This window comes from Flavobacterium sp. XGLA_31 (genome assembly GCF_051547105.1).
GTDB lineage: Bacteria > Bacteroidota > Bacteroidia > Flavobacteriales > Flavobacteriaceae > Flavobacterium.
In genome coordinates, this window is record NZ_JBPTTM010000006.1 from 135,978 (window position 1) to 156,084 (window position 20,107).

The 20,107-nt window shown below is 37.7% G+C and carries 21 protein-coding genes; 8 read left to right on the forward strand and 13 right to left on the reverse strand.

Annotated features, from left to right (window positions below; all coding sequences use genetic code 11):
* Positions 1–196: 196 nt before the first annotated feature.
* From ACSVH6_RS11410 to ACSVH6_RS11435, 6 genes are all read left to right on the forward strand, one after another.
* The gene (locus ACSVH6_RS11410; RefSeq protein WP_438078589.1) at positions 197–784 is read left to right on the forward strand and encodes a Crp/Fnr family transcriptional regulator; all 588 of its coding nucleotides are present in this window, start codon (positions 197–199) and stop codon (positions 782–784) included.
* A gap of 1 nt (position 785) precedes the next feature.
* Positions 786–2,015, forward strand: coding sequence for a hypothetical protein (locus ACSVH6_RS11415; RefSeq protein ID WP_438078591.1), 1,230 nt, complete (start codon positions 786–788; stop codon positions 2,013–2,015).
* A gap of 66 nt (positions 2,016–2,081) precedes the next feature.
* The gene (locus ACSVH6_RS11420) at positions 2,082–2,645 is read left to right on the forward strand and encodes a fasciclin domain-containing protein (RefSeq protein ID WP_438078593.1); all 564 of its coding nucleotides are present in this window, start codon (positions 2,082–2,084) and stop codon (positions 2,643–2,645) included.
* Positions 2,646–2,755: 110 nt separating this feature from the next.
* Positions 2,756–3,181, forward strand: a complete 426-nt coding sequence (locus tag ACSVH6_RS11425; protein ID WP_438078595.1) for a c-type cytochrome — start codon at positions 2,756–2,758, stop codon at positions 3,179–3,181.
* Complete coding sequence (locus ACSVH6_RS11430; RefSeq protein WP_438078597.1) at positions 3,178–4,503, forward strand: cbb3-type cytochrome c oxidase subunit I; 1,326 nt, start codon at positions 3,178–3,180, stop codon at positions 4,501–4,503. Before ACSVH6_RS11425 ends, ACSVH6_RS11430 begins: the two co-directional genes overlap by 4 nt.
* Before the next feature lie 66 nt (positions 4,504–4,569).
* Positions 4,570–6,393 carry a hypothetical protein gene (locus tag ACSVH6_RS11435; RefSeq protein ID WP_438078599.1) on the forward strand — a complete coding sequence of 608 codons (1,824 nt, stop codon included), beginning with the start codon at positions 4,570–4,572 and terminating at the stop codon, positions 6,391–6,393.
* Here the strand turns inward: ACSVH6_RS11435 and ACSVH6_RS11440 are convergent.
* From ACSVH6_RS11440 to ric, 4 genes are read right to left on the reverse strand one after another with little or no spacing between them, the layout of a single operon-like run.
* A complete protein-coding gene (locus tag ACSVH6_RS11440; RefSeq protein WP_438078601.1) occupies positions 6,384–7,064 on the reverse strand; it encodes an anaerobic ribonucleoside-triphosphate reductase activating protein in 681 nt (226 codons plus the stop codon). The genes ACSVH6_RS11435 and ACSVH6_RS11440 overlap by 10 nt on opposite strands.
* Positions 7,058–7,219, reverse strand: a complete 162-nt coding sequence (nrdD, locus tag ACSVH6_RS11445) for an anaerobic ribonucleoside-triphosphate reductase (RefSeq protein WP_438078603.1) — start codon at positions 7,217–7,219, stop codon at positions 7,058–7,060. Before nrdD ends, ACSVH6_RS11440 begins: the two co-directional genes overlap by 7 nt.
* On the reverse strand, positions 7,206–9,317 hold the full coding sequence (locus tag ACSVH6_RS11450) for a ribonucleoside triphosphate reductase (RefSeq protein ID WP_438078605.1): 2,112 nt from the start codon (positions 9,315–9,317) through the stop codon (positions 7,206–7,208). Before ACSVH6_RS11450 ends, nrdD begins: the two co-directional genes overlap by 14 nt.
* Before the next feature lie 25 nt (positions 9,318–9,342).
* A complete protein-coding gene (gene ric, locus ACSVH6_RS11455) occupies positions 9,343–10,071 on the reverse strand; it encodes an iron-sulfur cluster repair di-iron protein (RefSeq protein ID WP_438078607.1) in 729 nt (242 codons plus the stop codon).
* A 144-nt stretch (positions 10,072–10,215) separates the two neighbouring features.
* On the opposite strand from ric, the gene nadA reads away from it, so the two are divergent.
* Positions 10,216–11,148: a quinolinate synthase NadA gene (gene nadA / locus ACSVH6_RS11460; RefSeq protein ID WP_438078609.1), complete on the forward strand. Its 933-nt coding sequence runs from the start codon at positions 10,216–10,218 to the stop codon at positions 11,146–11,148.
* Positions 11,145–12,689, forward strand: a complete 1,545-nt coding sequence (nadB, locus tag ACSVH6_RS11465) for an L-aspartate oxidase (protein WP_438078611.1) — start codon at positions 11,145–11,147, stop codon at positions 12,687–12,689. The genes nadA and nadB overlap by 4 nt, the downstream gene beginning before the upstream one ends.
* Here nadB and ACSVH6_RS11470 read toward each other — a convergent pair.
* The 9 genes from ACSVH6_RS11470 to ACSVH6_RS11510 all read right to left on the reverse strand — a co-directional run bounded on the left by ACSVH6_RS11470 (position 12,670) and on the right by ACSVH6_RS11510 (position 19,784).
* Positions 12,670–13,113: a copper resistance protein CopD gene (locus tag ACSVH6_RS11470; protein WP_438078613.1), complete on the reverse strand. Its 444-nt coding sequence runs from the start codon at positions 13,111–13,113 to the stop codon at positions 12,670–12,672. The two genes, nadB and ACSVH6_RS11470, sit on opposite strands and share 20 nt — an antisense overlap.
* A complete protein-coding gene (locus ACSVH6_RS11475) occupies positions 13,110–13,484 on the reverse strand; it encodes a group III truncated hemoglobin (RefSeq protein ID WP_438078614.1) in 375 nt (124 codons plus the stop codon). Before ACSVH6_RS11475 ends, ACSVH6_RS11470 begins: the two co-directional genes overlap by 4 nt.
* 3 nt (positions 13,485–13,487) lie before the next feature.
* Positions 13,488–14,255, reverse strand: coding sequence for an ABC transporter permease subunit (locus ACSVH6_RS11480; RefSeq protein ID WP_438078616.1), 768 nt, complete (start codon positions 14,253–14,255; stop codon positions 13,488–13,490).
* The gene (locus ACSVH6_RS11485) at positions 14,252–14,959 is read right to left on the reverse strand and encodes an ABC transporter ATP-binding protein (protein WP_438078618.1); all 708 of its coding nucleotides are present in this window, start codon (positions 14,957–14,959) and stop codon (positions 14,252–14,254) included. Before ACSVH6_RS11485 ends, ACSVH6_RS11480 begins: the two co-directional genes overlap by 4 nt.
* Positions 14,956–16,191: a nitrous oxide reductase family maturation protein NosD gene (locus ACSVH6_RS11490; RefSeq protein ID WP_438078620.1), complete on the reverse strand. Its 1,236-nt coding sequence runs from the start codon at positions 16,189–16,191 to the stop codon at positions 14,956–14,958. Before ACSVH6_RS11490 ends, ACSVH6_RS11485 begins: the two co-directional genes overlap by 4 nt.
* Positions 16,192–16,620, reverse strand: coding sequence for a nitrous oxide reductase accessory protein NosL (locus ACSVH6_RS11495; RefSeq protein WP_438078622.1), 429 nt, complete (start codon positions 16,618–16,620; stop codon positions 16,192–16,194).
* Positions 16,621–16,623: 3 nt separating this feature from the next.
* Positions 16,624–17,208, reverse strand: coding sequence for a hypothetical protein (locus ACSVH6_RS11500; RefSeq protein ID WP_438078624.1), 585 nt, complete (start codon positions 17,206–17,208; stop codon positions 16,624–16,626).
* Between the two features lie 50 nt (positions 17,209–17,258).
* Positions 17,259–19,241: a Sec-dependent nitrous-oxide reductase gene (gene nosZ / locus ACSVH6_RS11505; protein ID WP_438078626.1), complete on the reverse strand. Its 1,983-nt coding sequence runs from the start codon at positions 19,239–19,241 to the stop codon at positions 17,259–17,261.
* A 66-nt stretch (positions 19,242–19,307) separates the two neighbouring features.
* A complete protein-coding gene (locus ACSVH6_RS11510; protein WP_438078627.1) occupies positions 19,308–19,784 on the reverse strand; it encodes a c-type cytochrome in 477 nt (158 codons plus the stop codon).
* Positions 19,785–20,107: the final 323 nt, after the last annotated feature.

The window sequence follows — 20,107 nt, forward strand, 5'->3', positions numbered from 1 at the left end:
AAATCTATGCATTAGAAAAATCAAACAAAAGTTCAGACTCTGTAATTTTAATGTTACAAATTTACAGTTCAAATTTTAGCTTTTAATATGATTAAGGTCATAATTTTAGTATTTTTATAAAAATTATTTTTGTCTAACCTTAGCTTTTCCCTTTTTGCATTAAAGGAATTCAGCTTAAAAACTCTATAAATCAAACATGCAAATAGACATCGATTTATTGTTTACTTGGGGTGCCATAGCAAAAGAGTACAAAAAAAATGAGATAATTTTTTATGAAGAAGACATGGCCAATTTTTATTTCCAAATCATAGAAGGGAGTGTCAAAATGTTCAACACTAATGACGAAGGCAAGGAATTTACACAAGGCTATTTTTCGGATGGCCAAAGTTTTGGTGAACCTCCGCTGATGATAGAGCAAGCCTACCCGGCTTCCGCAGTAGCATTTCAGGATAGTAAGATTATTAAGCTTTCTAAAGATAAATTTCTCAAAATTTTGGATGAATATCCATCCATTCAAAAAAAGTTTTTACAATTAATGGCACGACGAATTCATTCCAAATCGATGACCACTAAAGATATTGTAAATCAAAAACCCGAATTCAGAATTCTGGCTTTCTTGAATGCCAACAAAAGGAATGACTGTAACACCAAAGAGTTGGTACCGTTTACCCGTCAGGAGATTGCTAATTTTACCGGTTTACGAGTGGAAACCGTCATCAGAGCTTTGACTAAGATGAGTAAAACGAATAAGGTGGAAATCATCAATCACAAAATATTTTTTTAAAATGTTTACCACAAAATTTTGGCTTAAATTTTCTCTAATCAATCTTTGTATTGTTGCCTCATTAGGATTATTGATGCGTTATAAAATAGGATTTGAGTTTCCTTACTTCAATCAAAAAAGCTTACAGCATTCGCATTCTCATTTTGCCTTTGGCGGTTGGATTAGTCATACCTTGATGGTTTTACTGATTCATTTTTTACAAAAAAGGCTAAAAGAATTTAACAGTACCAAGTACAATAAAATTATTATAGCCAATTTGGTTTGTTCTTACGGAATGCTCATTTCTTTTATTTTACAGGGATATGGTTTGTATTCTATCTTTTTTTCAACCGCTTCCATTTTAGTAGCTTACGTTTTTGGTTATTCCTTCTTTAAAGACGTGAAACCCTTAAATCAAAAACTGTTGGCTGTTAACTGGTTCAAATCTGCCGTTGGTTTTAATATACTGTCTTCTGCAGGAACTTTTTATCTCGCCTATATGATGGCTACTAAAAATGTTTATCAGGATGAGTATTTGGCATCCATTTATTATTACCTGCATTTTCAATATAACGGCTGGTTCTTTTTTGGATGCATGGGATTGCTGTTTGATTTTTTTAACTTAAAAAAAGAAGAAAGCTCATTTTACCAAACTTCATTCAAATTGTTTTTTGCATCCTGTATCCCGGCTTACTTCTTATCTACGCTTTGGCTTAATTTACCTTTATGGCTCTATATCATTACCGTTATTGCGGCTTTTACCCAAGTATATTCGTGGTTTCGGTTACTTTATATCCTTTCGAAAAGGAAACTTGAAATGCTTGAAAACTATCCGTTTTTCTTGCGTTATATTTTATTGTTTGTTGCTTTTGCACTAAGTGTAAAACTATTGCTGCAGTTAGGTTCTACTATACCTTCGGTAAGTCAACTGGCTTTTGGATTTCGCCCTATTGTTATTGCGTATCTGCATTTGGTCCTTTTGGCAATAATTTCTTTGTTCTTACTGTTTTATATCTATGCAAACTCCTTATTTCACAGCAATCAAAAAATCAAATACGGTATCATTCTCTTTTCAGTAGGTGTGCTGTTAAACGAAATTGTTTTGGCAATTCAGGGAATAGCCTCGTTCAGTTATACCGTAATTCCGTTTGTCAACCAAATGCTTTTTGGCATTGCCATACTCTTGGTATTGGGAATTTTGATTACCACTTTTTATTCTATAAAAAAAGTAAAATTTCAACCTCTTTTATGATTGGACTCATAAAATAACCATTTCATAATTAGGTACTTTGTTGGTATAAACCAAGTATTTATTATTATGAAAAATTCAATTAAACTTTTGTTATTAGCCGGCTTTTTTATGGCTTTCGGATGCAAACAAACCGATGAAGCACCAGCTCAAACAACTTCAGAAAACACAACTCCAACCGAAGCCACAGGACAATCGGGTGTGAAAGATGAAACCTCAAGTCCTAATATTGTACAAACTGCTATTGGCAGTAAAGATCACACAACTTTAGTTACTGCTGTAAAAGCCGCTGATTTAGTGGATGCGCTCTCCAATGCCGGACCATTTACTGTATTTGCTCCAACCAATGCAGCTTTTGACAAACTACCCAAAGGCACTGTAGAAGATTTACTAAAACCAGAAAACAAAGAAAAGTTAGCTAACATCTTGGGATACCATACTTATGTAGGAGCTTTAAAAACCGAATACATGCAAGATGGTCAACAGTTTGATATGGTTTATGGCGGCAAGGTTACCATTACTAAAAAAGGAGACAAAACCTTTGTTAATGGTTCCGAAATCGTAGCCTCTATTCCTACTTCAAATGGTATCATTCATGTGATTGGCGATGTTCTTTTACCAAAAGCGAAATAATTATTAATTCATCTGTTGTTTTTCTTTTTTAAAGTGGAAAAGCGTGAAGTTGTCGTTCACGCTTTTTTTGTGATGATTTAAACAACTCTTTTTATCCGCATTGCATTTTCATGAAAAATCAGTTTCGCTATCAACTCATTTTATCGCTATTGGTTGGTGGTTTTATGTGTTACAACTTCTGGATTTATACACAAACTTCTTGTTTTGGCACGGTTCATTTATCCCAAAAGGCATTGGCCGGAGAGCGATTGTGGCAACAGTACAATTGCAACAGTTGTCATCAACTATACGGACTGGGTGGTTATCTTGGTCCCGATTTAACCAATATCTACTCCCAACAAGGTAAAGGAGCGCCGCAAATTAAAGCCATGCTCAACAGTGGTGTAAAAGCGATGCCTTTATTTCATTTTTCGGAAACAGAAAAAGAGGCGCTGGTAGCCTTTCTTAAAGAAGTTGATCAAACCGGCCAATATCCTAACCGGGGAGCAGTTGTTGAATCCAACGGTTGGGTTTCCATTAAAACCAATACACCATGAAAAATCAAAAATATGCCTTATCCTTTTTGGCTTTAGGATTGATTTGCCTAATGTTGGCCTTACTCTGTGGTTTTTTAGCCGGTTTACAATATCTGATTCCCGATTTTATCAAATCGTTAGTTCCGTTTAGCGCCATGCGTCCTCTTCACACTTTATTTGTCATCTCCTGGATTGTACTTTCAGCCATTGGTGGGGTGTATTATTACATTCTCTCTTCTCAATCGTCAAGATTCGGGGGGAATCACATTCGATGGCATTTTTGGATATTTTTCCTTTCCGGAATAGGGATAACCTATGCCTATCTGACACAACATTTTGGAGGAAAAGAATATTTGGAGTTTCCGATCTACTTTTATTTTCCTATTATGCTGGGTTGGATATTGTTGGCTATCACATATTGTAAAACTGTATTACCTCAATTTAAATCGTGGCCGGTTTATTACTGGATGTGGGGTACCGGAATTTTTTTTATGATATACCATTTCACCGAAGCTCATCTTTGGATGCTGCCTTATTTCAAAGGCCAATTTGTACAAAACCTAATGTTGCAATGGAAAGCCGGCGGTTCCTATGTAGGCTCTTGGAATATGCTGGTATATGGTACCGCATTGTATGTAATGTCAAAGATAAACGAAGACAACAGCTATGCGTTTTCCTCAAAGGCTTTTTTCTTTTACTTTCTGGGATTGACCAATCTGATGTTGGGTTGGGCACATCATACCTACATTGTTCCGTCTGTTCCTTGGATACGGTATTTGGCATACGCCATCAGTATGAGTGAGTGGATTATTTTATTTTCTATCATTTATGACTGGAAAACAAGTGCCAAACAAAGAAATCTGGTCGATTTTCCTTTGGCACGAAGATTAATCCGTCTGGCAGATTTCTGGGTGTTACTCAACATCATTTTAGCTTTACTGATTTCAATTCCTGCTGTTAATCTGTTTACACACGGCACCCATATTACCGTGGCTCATTCTATGGGAAGCACTATTGGTATTAACACTTTGATTCTGTTAGCCTCCATAACTTACATATTGGAAAAAAATAAAAACATTACTCAAAAAAATCGGTACAACATTGAAATCGGGATGAAAATTTTTCACTTTTCCTTCCTGCTGTTTTGGATTCTTTTATTAGTCATGGGAGTAAAAAAAGGATATTGGCAATTGGGTCGCGAAATGATTTCCTTTGGTGCATTTCAGGAATCACTGCATTTGATTTATTTGTTCTTTGTGCTCTCAGGATTGGGATTACTAACCGGTTTATACCTCATTAGCTATACATTATTAATTAAATTAAAAGAGAAAATCATAACATGACATTTATCATCGTATTCCTGAGTTAATTTGATGAGTTTCGCCAATTAATATTTTTACTTTCAACTTATGAAAAAAACATCCCTTCATTCTTTTCATATTCCTGTTATGGGGTTAGCCTATACCATTGACAGTCCGATTCGAGTGGCACAATATGGCATTTCATCTGTAATCTCTATTACAGATGATGAATTAATCGAAAAAATGAGAGCTTTTTACAGCAAAAAATTTGCCGTTCCTTATCAGGAAATATCTCAAAAAGTGCACGATTACAGGGCAGCAAGAATTACCAGTTATTTGAATTTAGTAGACCGTATAGTAAAAGAAAAATTTGAAAAATTCAAAAGTGAGTTAACAGAAAGTAAAACTACTCTGGAAAACTTTATTACGATGTTGCCTTATAAATCAGAGCTGAAAGAAAAATTAGAAAGTTATCTTAAGGAAGACTCTCACTCGAAAACTAACCTCAAGAACTTGCTCGAAGAACAATTAGTGCCCGGTGATATTGATGTCAACATCATGACCAAAGTCGACAAGGATAATTTTGAAAACGATGTGCAATTGCCCGTTGAATTTAATGATGCTCATGCTTCACTCAGAGGATTTGCCAATAGTAATTTAGACTCATCAGTGGTACTTTCTGCCGGTATGAACCCACGATTGTACAGCTATTTTGAAAATTTCAGTGATTTTTTCCCTGATGCTTATTCCAATCTAAAAAAGAAAATCATTCTGAAAGTAAGTGATTTTCGTTCGGCAATGATACAAGGTAATTTTTTAGCTAAAAAAGGATTGTGGGTCTCTGAATACCGCATCGAATCAGGCCTAAATTGCGGAGGACATGCCTTTGCCACTGACGGATTTCTGTTGGGACCAATATTAGAAGAATTCAGACTAAAAAAAGAAGAATTAATTCAATCCGCCCACAGCTTGTTGGTGAAAGCTTTAAGCCAAAAAGGGATGTCAGTCCCCGAGCAACCGCTACCTTTAAAAATAACTGCTCAGGGAGGTGTAGGAACTGCAGAAGAGCATGCTTTTTTGCTGGAACATTACCAATTAGACTCCATAGGTTGGGGGTCCCCATTTTTATTGGTTCCTGAAGCGAGCTCGGTTGACAGCGAAACCCGAAAATTATTACTCAATGCCAAAGAAGATGATTTTTATCTCAGTAATATCTCCCCTTTGGGTGTTCCTTTTAACTCCGTAAAAGGAGTTTCCAATGACACATGGAAAAAGCTTCGTATTGAACAAAATAAAGCAGGAAGTTCCTGCCCGAAGAAACTGTTGGCTTTAAGCAAAGAATACGATGTAAAAGGAACCTGTACAGCATCCAAAAAATATCAGGATATTAAATTAGAGGAACTTGAAAAAATTAAATCCAATCTGACCGCTAAAGATTTTGAAGATAAAAAGAATAAAATCACTGAAAAATCGTGTCTGTGTGTAGGTTTGGTAAACTCGGCTTATCTGGAAAACAGTATCCCCATCAAAGGACAACAACAAGGAGTGGTCATTTGTCCCGGGCCAAACCTGGCTTACTTTGACAAAGAAGTAACCTTATTGGAAATGGTCAAACACATCTATGGCAATACAAATATCATCACTGAAATCAATCGACCTGTAGTGATCATTAAGGAGCTAAAAATGTACGTTGATTATCTGAAAAAAGAAATTTCAAATTTCAGCAGTGAGGTGGCTTCAAATCAGATAAAAAAATGGGAAAACTTCAGAAGCAATCTTTCGGAAGGAATAACCTATTATGAAAACCTGATGCAAACCTCTGCCTATTTTTCAGGAAAGAAAAAAGAAATTCTGGAACAATTAGATGACTACAAAATCAAATTAAGCGAAATAGTAATTCCGAAAAATGAAATGGAAATCAGCTATCGATAAACTATCTTGATTTTTGAAGTTGTTGAAGCAACCTGTTTTTCCTGCATTTGCGGCGAGAAACCCAATTGTCCCAGAGTATCAACATTGTTCCGGAAAGATTGAATATGATAGTTACCCTGATATCCTCTTGCCTCTAAAAATGTCGTCATATACTGCAGGTCTTTTTCAGAAAGCAATTGGGAGTGGACCGTAGTACGAACTTCAAATGGGATATCGGATTGCAAGAGCAGTGTCAATGATTGTTCAAAAGCGGCATAGCGATTTGACTGCGTGATGGTTTTAAACTTTTCTTGTGGGGCTTTAAAATCGAGAGCAACATAATCAATCTGCTGCTCTTTTATCAATTGCTCCAATAGTTGAGGTTTGGATCCATTTGTATCGATTTTAACTAAAAATCCAAGTTTTTTGATTTCATTTATGTGATGACAAATGGCTTTGTGCATCAAACATTCACCTCCGCTAAAGACCACAGCATCCAATAAACCTTTACGGTGATTAAGAAAGGTAATCACACTTGAAAAATCGATTGTGCCTTTACCCAAAACAATTTCGGGATTATAACAATACAGACAACGCATATTACAGCCTGCATACCAAAGAATGCAGGCTGAATGATGCGGATAATCCAATAATGTGAAAGGAGTAATATCGGCAATAGGTTTACTCAGCATTTCACTTCCTTGAAATGAATGCGCTGTTTGTGCTCCCCTTTCTTCCCGATATTAAAACTTTCTACCGGGCGATGATAGCCCATAACACGAGTGTAGACCAAACATTTGGTTCTCAAATGCTGGTTCGTTTCTAAAATTTGATTAGTTGTTTGCATCTGCTGTATGATTTAAGGTTTGTATGAGTTGGTCATCACATTTCGGACAATATTCGTGTTCTCCGTTCAAATAGCCGTGCACCGGACAAACACTAAATACCGGAGTTACCGTAATGTAAGGCAGTTTGAAATTGGTTAAGACCGTTTTGACAAAGTTCTTACATGCTTCGGGAGAACTGATTCTTTCGTTCATATACAAATGCAGCACGGTTCCTCCCGTATATTGACACTGCAGCTGATCCTGCAACAGTAAAGCTTCAAATGGGTCTTGTGTAAAATCAACCGGAATTTGAGAACTGTTCGTATAATAAATATTCTCTCCCATACCCGCTTGCAGCATATTGGGAAAACGTTTTTTGTCTTCTTTGGCAAAACGATACGTGGTACCTTCGGCCGGTGTAGCTTCAAGATTGTATAAATTTCCGGTAGCTTCCTGAAACTGTTTCATCCTGTTGCGAATGTGGTCTAACAGTTTCATCGAGAATTCAAAACCAAACGGTGTTGTAATATCATGCTTATCCGCTGTAAAATTGCGAATCATTTCGTTCATGCCATTGACGCCAATGGTAGAAAAATGATTTCTGAAATGTGGTAAATACCGTTTGGTATACGGAAACAATCCGCGGTCATACAGTTCCTGAATAAACTGCCGTTTCTTTTCCAAGGTTTCTTTTGAAAGAAATAACAACCGGTCTAAAGCCATATACAATTCTTCCTCATCACCTTCATACAAATAGCCTAGTCGTGCCATATTGAGGGTAACCACACCAATACTTCCGGTCATTTCAGCACTGCCGAACAAGCCGTTGCCACGTTTGAGTAATTCGCGTAAATCCAATTGCAAACGACAACACATACTGCGAACAGCATTTGGTTTATAAGCATTCGGATTTTCTACACGCTGCCCATTTTCGTCCAAAACATATTGGCTCCCAATAAAATTCTGAAAATAAGAAGAACCTATTTTAGCGGTATTTTCAAAAAGCAACTCGGTGTTTTCACCTTCCCAATCAAAGTCTTCGGTAATGTTAACCGTTGGAATGGGAAACGTAAAAGGCTGACCATTGGCATCGCCTTCAGTCATCACAGTATAATAGGCTTTATTGATTAGGTTCATTTCCTTTTGAAAATGCTCATACCGCAATTCGGTTACAGTTGCTACGCCTCTTTCGTTTGCTCTTTGCAATAACTTCTCACTCGCATTCTTTTCAAATAAATGATGGTCATTTCGGGTCGGAATTTGTTCTTTCAAATCATCGGGAACTACCCAATCCAGGGTAATATTGGTAAAAGGCGATTGTCCCCAACGTGCCGGCACATTCAAATTGTATACAAAACTTCGCACCGCTTTAAGCACCTCTTCAAAGGACAAATCGTCTTTAAAAACATAAGGCGCCAAATAGGTATCAAACGAGCTGAAAGCTTGCGCTCCTGCCCATTCACTTTGCAGTATACCTAAAAAATTAGCCATCTGTCCCAAGGCTTCACGGAAATGCGAGGGAGGTCTACTCTCCACTCTACCGCGTACGCCGTTGAATCCTTCGTTGAGTAGCACACGTAAACTCCAACCCGCACAATAACCCGTCAGGCAGTCTAAATCGTGAATGTGAATGTCTCCGTTTCTATGTGCGTAACCTTCTTCTTTAGTGTATACTTTATCCAACCAATAGTTGGCGATAATTTTTCCGGCTACATTGTTGACCAATCCGGCATTGGAATAGGAAGTATTGGCATTAGCATTGATACGCCAATCCGTTTGATTGATATACTCTTCTATGGTTTGTGTGCTGTCGACATAAGTTGTATCATCATTCAGTCCCTGCACGTGTTCCCGTTGCAATTTACGCGTATGCCGATAGAGCATAAACGAACGCATCACCGTAAAATAACTTTTGTCAAAAAGGATTTTCTCAATCAAATCTTGAAGTTCTTCAACCGCCCAAGTATCTTTGCTTTTAACAGTATCCATCACTGCTCTGAAAACAGAGGCATCATTAGGAAGGGAGACACTGGCAAAACTTTTGGCAATAGCATCCTTTATTTTATATCCTTCAAAAAGCCTGTAATCGCCATTTCTTTTGATAACATATTTTTCCATATCGTTGGTTTTACAGCAAAGTTATTTACACTATAGAAAAGCGTTCCTCCATGGCTTTCGCTTTCGGGAACACTATATTGTTTTCCAAATGGATGTGTTTGTGCAGGTCTCTTTCAAATTCCTGTAGCATGGCAAAAGTTACTCTATATGTTTCACAAGCATCAGCCGGTGGTGTGTACTCGTCGGTTAAAGCCGCTATTTTTCTGAAACGTTCTCCTTCGTTTTCATGTTCTTCTCGCATCATTGCAATAGGATTGTCGACGGTGCCAAAATGAGGCTGCTCCATTGATGAATTATCTTTCAAAGCGTAATACATTTTTTTGACAAAAGGAAATAAAATTAATTCCTCTTTTTTCATGTGTTGTGCCAATTCGCCGGCACAAATTCTGAAATGAGTGGCAATTTCAAACAACTCCGGATGTCTTTGTCCGTGTACTTTACAAAGCTTATCCAAAAAGAAAAGCAGACTGGTTGATTTTTCTTCCACATATCGATGATGGGTCTTTTCAATATAGTCAATCAACAAATCTACCGGCCAGGAAACAAAATCAACGCCAAGATCTGATTTTGATGCCAAGACCACATCTATCTCATCCTGAATTAAGTCGGCATCCAATCCTTTTTTGGCACAAGCTTCAGTTAAAGTCTTATGCCCTTTACAGCAAAAATCAATACCATATTTAGAAAATACTGCAGCCGTTCTGAAGTCCTGTGCTACTAATTCTCCTACTGTAGGGTGTTCTAATGTATTCATATTCTATCTTTTTTTTGTAATTAATTTATTCTCAATATTAAGAAGATAACACCATACCCTTGTATGATTAAAGTCATAGAATATGCGGTTTTTCGTGAGTTATTTTGTGGACACTTAACGCTTAAAGGTCACAATTAAAATGTTATGGAAATACTGAAGAAAAAAATTCTGGCTCTGAAAAAAGAAAAGAATGCTGTTATTCTGGCACACTATTATCAGGAACCTGCCATTCAGGAAATAGCCGATTATGTGGGTGACAGTTTGGGATTATCGCAGGAAGCGGAAAGAACAGCTGCCTCGATTATCTTGTTTGCCGGGGTACACTTTATGGCCGAAACTGCCAAGATTTTAAATCCGAATAAAAAAGTAATTCTGCCCGATCTCACTGCAGGATGTTCATTAGCTGATTCTTGTCCTCCCTCACTATTCAAAAAATTTATAGAAGCGCATCCTGATCATTTGGTTATCACTTACGTTAATTGTTCTGCAGAAATCAAGGCGATGAGTGATATCGTATGTACTTCGTCAAATGCGGTTAAAATAGTACAATCTGTACCCAAAAACATTCCGATTATTTTTGCTCCCGATAAAAACCTGGGGAATTACATCAACCAACAAACCGGGCGAAACATGTTATTGTGGGATGGCTCATGCATTGTACATGAGGCTTTTTCATTAGAAAAATTGATAGCCTTACATAAGCAACATCCCAAAGCCGAAATCATTGCCCATCCCGAATCGGAAACCGTTATACTGGAAACCGCAGCTTATGTTGGTTCTACTGCCGGTATGATAACTCATGTAAAAAACAGTCCCAAAACCGAATTTATTGTGGGCACCGAAGCAGGAATTTTATACAAAATGCAACAGGAAGTACCTGATAAGCTTTTAATTCCGGCTCCTTCCAAAGAAGACAATACCTGTGCCTGCAGTGAATGTGCCTTTATGAAGGTCAATACATTGCAAAAAGTATATGATTGTCTGGTACATGAAAGTCCGGAAATTACAGTACCGGAATCCGTTATCAAAAAAGCCTTGGTCCCCATTACAAGAATGCTTGAATTATCCAAATCATGAAAAAGTGTGACTACTTAGTAATCGGTTCGGGCATCGCAGGATTGAGTTTTGCTATAAAAATAGCGCAGCGGTTTCCTCAAAGAAAAGTGATTATCATTACCAAAACGGTGGAAGAAGAATGCAATACCAAATACGCCCAAGGTGGAATTGCTGTGGTTATCGATAAAATTGAAGATTCTTTTGAAAAGCATATTCAGGACACCCTGATATGCGGAGACGGTTTGTGTGATTCTGATGTGGTGAAAATGGTAGTCTCCCAAGGCCCGGAACGCTTGCAAGAACTTATGAATTGGGGGGCACAATTTGACTTAACCGCAAACGGAACTTTAGATTTGGGAAAAGAAGGTGGTCATTCAAACAACCGTGTGGTGCATCATAAAGATCAAACCGGTTACGAAATAGAAAAGGCCATTGTGGCTGAGGCTCACCGCCAACCAAACATAGAATTTTATGAATATCATTTTGCATTGGATTTGGTTACGAAAGACAACTGTTGTCTGGGTGCCAAGGTGTTAAATGAGCTCACCAATGAAATAATTACCATTCAATCAACCTATACGCTATTGGCAACAGGAGGTATTGGTCAGGTGTACGGTCATACCACAAATCCAACGGTGGCTACCGGAGACGGTATAGCCATGGCCAAAAGAGCCAATGCCATCATTGCGGATATGGAATTCATACAATTTCATCCCACGGCTTTATACCACAAAGACGTTAACCCTACGTTTTTAATTTCGGAAGCGGTGCGGGGTTTTGGTGCCGTTTTACGAACCAAAGACGGACGACGTTTTATGACCGAATATGATGACCGTGCCGACTTGGCTTCGCGAGATATTGTATCCCAAAGTATAGAGCAGGAGCTCAAAAAATCAGGAGACGAATGTGTATATCTCGATTGTACACAATTGGACATAAAAGCTTTTAAAAATCATTTCCCAATGATTTATGACCGATGTAAAGCCCTGAGCATACCAGTAGAAACTCAATGGATTCCGGTTATTCCGGCACAGCACTATTTGTGTGGTGGAATTGTGGTGAACACCAACGGTCAAACTTCGGTTGAAAATTTATTTGCTTGCGGTGAATGTTCGCGTACCGGTTTGCATGGCGCCAACCGATTAGCATCGAACTCGCTTTTGGAAGCCATAGTATATTCAAACAACATTTACACATATCTTTCTCAAAAAAAGAAAATTAATCCAAAAACAGCAGTCGTGAATCATCATGAATTTCTTCCAAAACCCGGCACCATGAATCAAAAATATCTGGCTTCTATACGCGACCATTTGCAAAAAATCATGCAGCAAAATGCGGGTATAATCCGAAATGATGTCGATTTGTTGGATAGTCAAATGGAATTAACGTATTGGGAGTTAGAACTACAATTACTAGAAGAAAATTTTGCCTTAAATAAGGCTTTTTGCGAATTGAAAAACATGATTACAGTAGGGCTGTTAATTGTAGATCATTCTTTGAAACGGACTGAAAACCGAGGTGGTTTTGTGAAAAACAAAAAAACTACAACCCTCCCACTCTGACTAAACTTCCCAAAACCAACATGGCTATTCCTATCAGTGTAATGAGAACAATCTGAATGGCGACCGGCTTCAAACGCTCTGAAGTAACTTTCGGAAAAACGAAAATTTGCGCATTGATAGCCATGAGTAGGGAAGTGAACATTAAAATCAATTTTAACGAAACCACTTTTTCAATAGCATTGGAAAACGAAAACCATTTGGTAACCGTCACGTCAAAATCATAAGCCATCAGAATTCCTGTTATCAAAAGTATTATTAGGGAGGGCATCCCTACCGGTTCAAATTTGTCTTTAAAGTTTTTGAGCACTTCCGGATCCTTTTTTTTCAGGGCTTCGGGCAAAAAACGAAGGGATAAAAACAAATGGCCTCCTACCCAAACGGTAGCGGCCAGTAAGTGTAAAACGAGAAAAATGTGATGCTTCATTGTGACAGCGTTTTATACATCATAACATCAGAAATATTCAACGCCCGGTTTTTGATTTCTTCCGCTTTTTTCCCTTCGAAAAGTTTGTCCACTGTTTGAGTAAACAATTCATTCCAATGTTGAAAATGCACTTTGGTCATAGGGCTTTTTTGGTGAAGTTCTTTATGTCGAGCCATCGGATTTCCTTCATAATTGGCAGTAAAGAAAAGAATATTCTCCCAAAAATTATACATCTTAGGCAAATGCAATTCCCAATTGACCTGAGCCACATCAGTAAACAAATAGCCAATAACAGAATCTTTTTTGACTGTATCATAAAAAGCATTAACCAGCTTTTCAATGTCTTTTCTATTGCGAATATCGGTTTTCATTGGTTACAAATCTTTGTTTTTAAATCGGTTTAATGAAATGAAAAAAGGAATAACTGCCCACAAACAAAGTAGTAGAAAAGAGGCAATCAAACCCACTCCCGTACCGAAAAAATCCTTAAAAATGGCTCCGGTATACCCCATCATAGCCGATACATCTAAGTGCAACAATATTTGAATACGAGCCAAATCTATCGGACTCAAAGCTGTCACTCCTACCATCATTTTTTCGATAGGATAATCTGAAAATTGAAATAATAAAAACAACACCATACCGTCAAAAAGCAATGCAAAATAGAGCCAAGTCATGATAGAAATACCAATTCCTTTGGCTTTGTCACGGGTTAATATGGAACTTAAAAAGGCTAAGGCTACAAAAATGACTGAAATCAGACAACCGACCACGACCATCATGAGTCCCAAATTATCGGGAGCATTGCACAACAAAGGTATTCCGGCCCCCACAATGAAAGCCAAAATCATCGACAAAGACACTCCCAAAAAAAGGCTCATCCATATTTTTTTTCGTTTGATGGGTTGACTTAAGAGCAACTCAATAAACTCGGCGCTGTTGTACAGATAAATGGTGGCAAAAAGAATGGAAACCAAAGGGACAGTGAAAAGAATTACATTTAAAATGGTCAGTAAACCTTTAGCGGAATTGTCTTCTAAGGCAAAAGAACTCCAAGATAAAGCAGCCAAAATCAAAGTGTAGGCCAATACAATTTTGTTCTTGAGAATATCGAGTAGTATTATTTTAATGATTCTGTTCATGACCGTTGTTTTAATATTTGAGCAATCGCTTTCGAGATTTTTTCTTCCTGGGTTTGCTGTTTTAAATCAGCTACTTTTTTATGGAAATGAACTTGTCCATCCTGCATAAAAATGATTTCGGTAATCAAATCATCCAATTCACTCAGCAAATGCGATGTGATTAAGATGAGTTTCCCTTTTTGTTTCTCAGCAATAATTTTTTCCTTTAAGATTTCGGAAGCCAATGGATCCAAACCTGCTGTAGGCTCATCCAAAATCAAGACTTCGGGATTGAACAAAAAGGCTAATACTGCGCTCACTTTTTGAGTGGTTCCACCGGAAAGTGTTCGCATTTGTTTGTTGAACATCTTTTCCAATTCAAAGGCTTTGAGTAAATCTTCATCCAAAGGTTGATCACTTTGACGAATTTGTTTAATCATTTCAATAATCTGACCAATGGTCATATTATCCGGATAACGTCCTATTTGGGGCATGTAGCCAATATGTTCCCGATACTGGTAATCTCCCAAAACCGATTTTCCATTATATTCAATCGAACCGCTATCGGGCAACACCATACCCAGTATGGATTTTATTAAGGTTGTTTTTCCGCAACCGTTCGGGCCTATCAGCGCAATACATTCACCTTGATTAAAGGTAAGGCTAACGTCTTGCAGTACCTGTAGTTTCCCAAATTTCTTTTGGCAATTTTTTATTTCAATCATAGGGGCAAAGACTTCATTAATGGGGAATTATCTATAAAATTATCGGGGGTGATACTGGGCAATACTTTTTCCGATTTATCCAAAAGCGTAATCATAAAACTCCGGAAAAGAATCATGGAAGACGGATTTTTTTCGGTCAATACCGCAAACAAACTCAAGGGATGATACGGCACATCACCTATCCCGTTTTTGTCTAAATCATAACCTTCGTATTTGTCCCAATAGTTACTGTTGAAAGTGTTTAAAACCAAGCTACCATTGGTGCTGATATCGAAGGTGTTGCCCAAAAAATTATTGTTGACCAACTCATTATCCATGCAGCTGGCCTGTACCTTCATCGCCCAGCCATTGGCTTCAAAAACATTTTTTTCAAGCTTGATTCGCGAAGCGCCTTCGAGGTAAATGGCTGAAGTATTTTTAATAAAACGGTTGTTGAAAATATAACTGTCCGAGATTTCTTTGAGTAATAAACCGTAAGCTGAATCGCCCCAATTTTCTTCAAAAGTATTGTTAAACATTTTAACATCACGAGTAAACATCACAGCTACACCAGCTCCGTTATTTTTAAAGATGTTGGAGATATAAGCATCATCATTTGAAAACATAAAATGCAACCCGTAACGAATATTTTGCGTAGATATGTTGCGCCAAATTACCGAATTGGTTACAAATTCAAAGTAAATACCATCGCGATGACCTTGTATTGTATTGGCTGTAATCTGCAAATTGGCACTTTTCCAACAGTGAATCCCGTTGCCTATCAGTTGTTCTTCTTTGCCATGGGCGATAATCGTATTGTTTTTTATAATACAGTTGCTTCCGTTTTGAATGTAAATTCCAAAGAAATTGTCTTCCAGGTAATTGTTTTCGATACGCACAAACGTCTTGTTATACACTTTAATGCCGCAAGGATCATCTAAAGCCGCAAAGCCCGAACGCACTAACCGGAAACCTTTTACAAGCACACTATCAGCCTTCACCGATAGAACCTCTCCTTTATGTTGCCCGTCAAGTATGGGGTTATTTTTTCCCAGAAAAATAATCTTCTTGGCAACAACAATATTTCCTTCTTTATAGATTCCGCCATAGACAACAACGGTATCACGGTCTTTCGCCATAGCTAAAGCCTGTTTGATTCGTTTAACAGGATACTGTGCTCCTACCGGAATAGTATGGGCTTCAGTCAAGGAAAATATTAAAAGGGAAAATATACAACTGAGGATGGTTTTCATTTAATTTGGATTATAAAGTGTTTTCCAGTTGACCGCTTCGGCTTGTAATTTAGGTTGGTATTGTTGGGCATCAGCCTTGTTGCTGAAAGCAACCGCTTTTCCACCCATAGGAGCATGAATGGTACCTCCTTTCAGAAAAAAAGCCTGTTCTACCGGAATAAATTTATTTGCGGTAAGATAATCGTTTACAAATAGTTTCGCATTATTTGCCGTCGAATTTTCTTTGGTGTACTGTATCATGCAGGTAAAATCGTCAAACTTGTATATGCGTCCTTTATCGGTAATCAATTCGGCTGCAAACTGTGCATTCGCAATTGTCATTTTGCAGAAATCACAAGAATCAACATTCAATTTAATAGGTTGAGGTTCACGGTTTCCACAAGATACTAAGACAAACAGCAACACTAAGGCCAAGACTGACTTTTTCATAGGTTATTTTTCTTTGTTAAATTTATATTCTTTCAGTACAATTACAAACAATAATAGTCCGGCTGCTGTAAGCATCCATCCTCCCGTATCAGGGATGGAATAAGCCCCGAAGTTCAGCAATTGTTTATATCCGATTAAGGGAGGCTGATATGCCATACCCGGTACTTTAATAGCAGCATCGGGGTTGAGATTGTGTCCGTAATCATAATTCCAACGGTAGAAATCGACTGCCGCTAAAACAATAAATAACATATAGCTTATCAAAAACCACAAAACAGCTTTTCTTTTGGCATTAAATATTAAGAGCAAACTAATGACTGCAAAAGCTCCGAAAACATAGGGCAACACACTGAATTCTATGAAGTTTTCGGTATGCAAGGTTGCCATACCGATGTAATGATTCAGTCCATTGATAATATCTACATCTCCTCCTATTTTATTGGCATGCAACTGCAACACCAAGCCTTCCGGATATTGTGGAGCCTCAAGCTGTATTTGCCACATTGGGACGAACAATGAACCCACAAACAAAGCTGCTACTATCAAAAGTAACACCTTTGATACTATAGAAATTTTATATTTTTTCATGAGAAAGAGAAAAAAAGGGAACAAATAAAACTTGTTCCCTTTGGTTAATTTTATTTGGCAGTTGGTTTCGGTAAGTTGGTTCCAACACTAAAAGTAATCGGAACTGAACTTCCTGCCGGTGACACTCTGATGTATCCTTGCATTTCTTGGTGGAGTGCACTACAGAAATCGGTACAATAGAATGGAGAAATACCCACTCGATCCGGCACCCATTTTAAGGTAGTTGTTTCACCCGGCATGATTAACAATTCGGCATTGCTGGCGCCTTTGATGGCAAATCCGTGAGGTACATCCCAATCTTGTTCCAAGTTGGTTACGTGGAAATATACTTCATCTCCTAATTTGATTCCTTCAATGTTATCCGGTGCAAAGTGAGAACGGATACAAGTCATGTACACATCAACACGTTTTCCGTTGCGAACTACTTTAGCATCTTTCTCGCCTTTGGTCACAAATGGGTGGTGATTATCCTCGAGTTTGTAGAATTTCAATTGGCCGTTGTTTCGTATTATATCCGCTGGTGCTGCCTGAGCATAGTGTGGTTCTCCAATGGTTGGAAAATCCAATATCAGTTGCATTTTATCACCGCTAATATCATAAATCTGTGCTGATTGAGCTAACTCCGGTCCTGTTGGCAAGTAACGATCTTTGGTAATTTTGTTATAAGCAATCAAGTATTTACCAAATGGTTTTTTACTGTCACCACCAGGGATACAAAGGTGACCTACGGAGTAATACGTAGGTACTCTGTCTAAAACTTTCAAGGATTTGATGTCCCATTTCACCACTTCAGATGACACAAAGAATGTGGTGTAGGCATTACCTTTTCCGTCAAATTCTGTGTGTAATGGTCCAAGACCCGGTTTTTGAACTTCGCCGTGTAATGCTGCTTCGTATTTGATTACCGGAATACCGTCGTAATCACCTTCAAATTGTTTGTTTTTGATGGCATTTTGTAATTTATCAAAACTAAATACCGGAATCAAAGCTGCTAATTTACCGGAACCTACAATGTATTCTCCGGTAGGATCTACGTCACAACCGTGAGGTGATTTAGGACACGGAATCATATAACAGATATCTTTCAATTCTTTGGAATCTAAAATCAACACTTTGTCGACAATTTCAGATTTTGCCGTATGTGTTTTTTCATCATACACATTGTGAGCATACTTGGTTGGAACCAATTTTCCTTTACCGGCTTTAACATATTCTTCTGCTTTTTTCCAGTTTACTGCCATAATGAAGTCCTTGTCTTTTTGAGAAGCATTTACTTCTAAAAGGGTGTTGGCTTGTTCCGTATTGTAACAAGAGAAGAAGAACCAACCGTGTGATTTCCCTTTACCGGCATGTGACAGGTCAAAATTCACTCCCGGACATTGGATTTGGAAAGCAATACTCATATCGCCTTCTTTGCCCACTTTTACAAAACTTAAATGTCCTTTGAAATTTTCTTTATAAGTATTAATCGGCACATCTCCGTTAGAATTGTCTGCAGGGACACTAAAACGTGTTCCGGCAACTACATATTCTGTGTTTTCGGTAATAAAAGGAGAAGAGTGGTTTCCGGCACTGTTCGGCAATTCAATAATTTCCTTGGTCGAAAATGTTTTCAGGTCGATACGGGCGATACGCGGTGTATTGTTAGCATTACCAAAAACCCAACGTCCATCTACTTCACCATTAGTTTGTGACATTTCGGTGTGGTGTAAATCATCCCAAGGCACGAAACCGTGTGAAGTATTCAACATCGGTTTGGTCTCTTCATTATACCCATATCCCTTTTCGGGATCAACAGAAAATACAGGAATCACCCGGAATAAACGTCCGCTCGGAACTCCGTAAACACTCATCTGTCCGCTGAAACCACCGGAAACAAAATTATAGAACTCATCATATTTCCCAGGAGCCACGTAAGCTTTTTGAGCAGCATCGCCACTAACGGCATCTCCTGAGTTTTTTGGCTTGCAAGAAGTGAGCAAAGCACTTCCCAAAGCAATAGTTAAAATTGCTTTTAAAAATTTATTTTTCATGATATTATTTGGTTTAGAGTGACAATTTTAAAAGTTGCTGAATTTCAATTGTCATTAGTTTTAGGCTTATTTAACTCCATCATTTTTACGCATATACTCTAAAATGTTTCTTGCCTCAGTATCATTCAATCCTTGGTTCGGCATACGAACCAAGCAAATTTCTAATTGAGCCTGCATTTTAGGGTCTTTGGTAATCATCGGATCAGGATTCGTGATAAAATTCATAATCCATTCCGGTCTGTGACGTGATGTAACACCTTTCCAACCAGGACCAACAAGTTTTTCATCTGTAGGTTTGTGACATGACGTGCATTTTACTTCGGCTACTTTTTGTCCTTCAGTAGCCATAGCCTGATCCAAAGTTGCTCCCAAATCAACTTTATCATATTTTCCTTCTCCACGATTAGGATCATAGGTAGATGCATCTGCAGGTTTTGCAGCATCCTCAGTAGTTGGTTTAGAAAAATCACCTCCTGTTTGTTCTTTTTTGCCACATGAAATGAATAAAAACATAGCGACAAGTAATACTGATAATTTGTACATGATATTTTTTGTTTAGAATTTCTTATACAAATTTCAGTAATAGTTTCCCTTAATCTTATGATTGCAATCATAACAGCCAAAAAAACTTATCTCCAAAAAAAGAAATTATTTACCATTACATATCAAACACTTACAGTCAAAAAACCATAACCCGACAGTCTTTCTCTTTTTATCCAAAAAAAATGTAATTTGAAAAAAACTACTTGCTTTATAGTTTCAATATTTTTTGAGTTAGCCTTCTTTAATGCCAATAAAAAAGGCCACTCTTCAGTGGCCTTTTTGTTTGTATTTAGAATTATCGTTTAAGCGAGAAGTGTGCTTTG

Coding starts and splice junctions, on each gene's coding strand:
- ACSVH6_RS11510 (WP_438078627.1), bottom strand. CDS start 19,784: ATGTACAAATTATCAGTATTACTTGTCGCTATGTTTTTATTCATTTCA.
- ACSVH6_RS11450 (WP_438078605.1), bottom strand. CDS start 9,317: ATGGAAAAATATGTTATCAAAAGAAATGGCGATTACAGGCTTTTTGAA.
- ACSVH6_RS11500 (WP_438078624.1), bottom strand. CDS start 17,208: ATGAAAAAATATAAAATTTCTATAGTATCAAAGGTGTTACTTTTGATA.
- nadA (WP_438078609.1), top strand. CDS start 10,216: ATGGAAATACTGAAGAAAAAAATTCTGGCTCTGAAAAAAGAAAAGAAT.
- ACSVH6_RS11475 (WP_438078614.1), bottom strand. CDS start 13,484: ATGAAAACCGATATTCGCAATAGAAAAGACATTGAAAAGCTGGTTAAT.
- nadB (WP_438078611.1), top strand. CDS start 11,145: ATGAAAAAGTGTGACTACTTAGTAATCGGTTCGGGCATCGCAGGATTG.
- ACSVH6_RS11485 (WP_438078618.1), bottom strand. CDS start 14,959: ATGATTGAAATAAAAAATTGCCAAAAGAAATTTGGGAAACTACAGGTA.
- ACSVH6_RS11490 (WP_438078620.1), bottom strand. CDS start 16,191: ATGAAAACCATCCTCAGTTGTATATTTTCCCTTTTAATATTTTCCTTG.
- ACSVH6_RS11440 (WP_438078601.1), bottom strand. CDS start 7,064: ATGCTGAGTAAACCTATTGCCGATATTACTCCTTTCACATTATTGGAT.
- ACSVH6_RS11420 (WP_438078593.1), top strand. CDS start 2,082: ATGAAAAATTCAATTAAACTTTTGTTATTAGCCGGCTTTTTTATGGCT.
- nrdD (WP_438078603.1), bottom strand. CDS start 7,219: ATGCAAACAACTAATCAAATTTTAGAAACGAACCAGCATTTGAGAACC.
- ACSVH6_RS11430 (WP_438078597.1), top strand. CDS start 3,178: ATGAAAAATCAAAAATATGCCTTATCCTTTTTGGCTTTAGGATTGATT.
- ACSVH6_RS11470 (WP_438078613.1), bottom strand. CDS start 13,113: ATGAAGCATCACATTTTTCTCGTTTTACACTTACTGGCCGCTACCGTT.
- ACSVH6_RS11435 (WP_438078599.1), top strand. CDS start 4,570: ATGAAAAAAACATCCCTTCATTCTTTTCATATTCCTGTTATGGGGTTA.
- ACSVH6_RS11480 (WP_438078616.1), bottom strand. CDS start 14,255: ATGAACAGAATCATTAAAATAATACTACTCGATATTCTCAAGAACAAA.
- ACSVH6_RS11495 (WP_438078622.1), bottom strand. CDS start 16,620: ATGAAAAAGTCAGTCTTGGCCTTAGTGTTGCTGTTTGTCTTAGTATCT.
- ACSVH6_RS11410 (WP_438078589.1), top strand. CDS start 197: ATGCAAATAGACATCGATTTATTGTTTACTTGGGGTGCCATAGCAAAA.
- ric (WP_438078607.1), bottom strand. CDS start 10,071: ATGAATACATTAGAACACCCTACAGTAGGAGAATTAGTAGCACAGGAC.
- nosZ (WP_438078626.1), bottom strand. CDS start 19,241: ATGAAAAATAAATTTTTAAAAGCAATTTTAACTATTGCTTTGGGAAGT.
- ACSVH6_RS11425 (WP_438078595.1), top strand. CDS start 2,756: ATGAAAAATCAGTTTCGCTATCAACTCATTTTATCGCTATTGGTTGGT.
- ACSVH6_RS11415 (WP_438078591.1), top strand. CDS start 786: ATGTTTACCACAAAATTTTGGCTTAAATTTTCTCTAATCAATCTTTGT.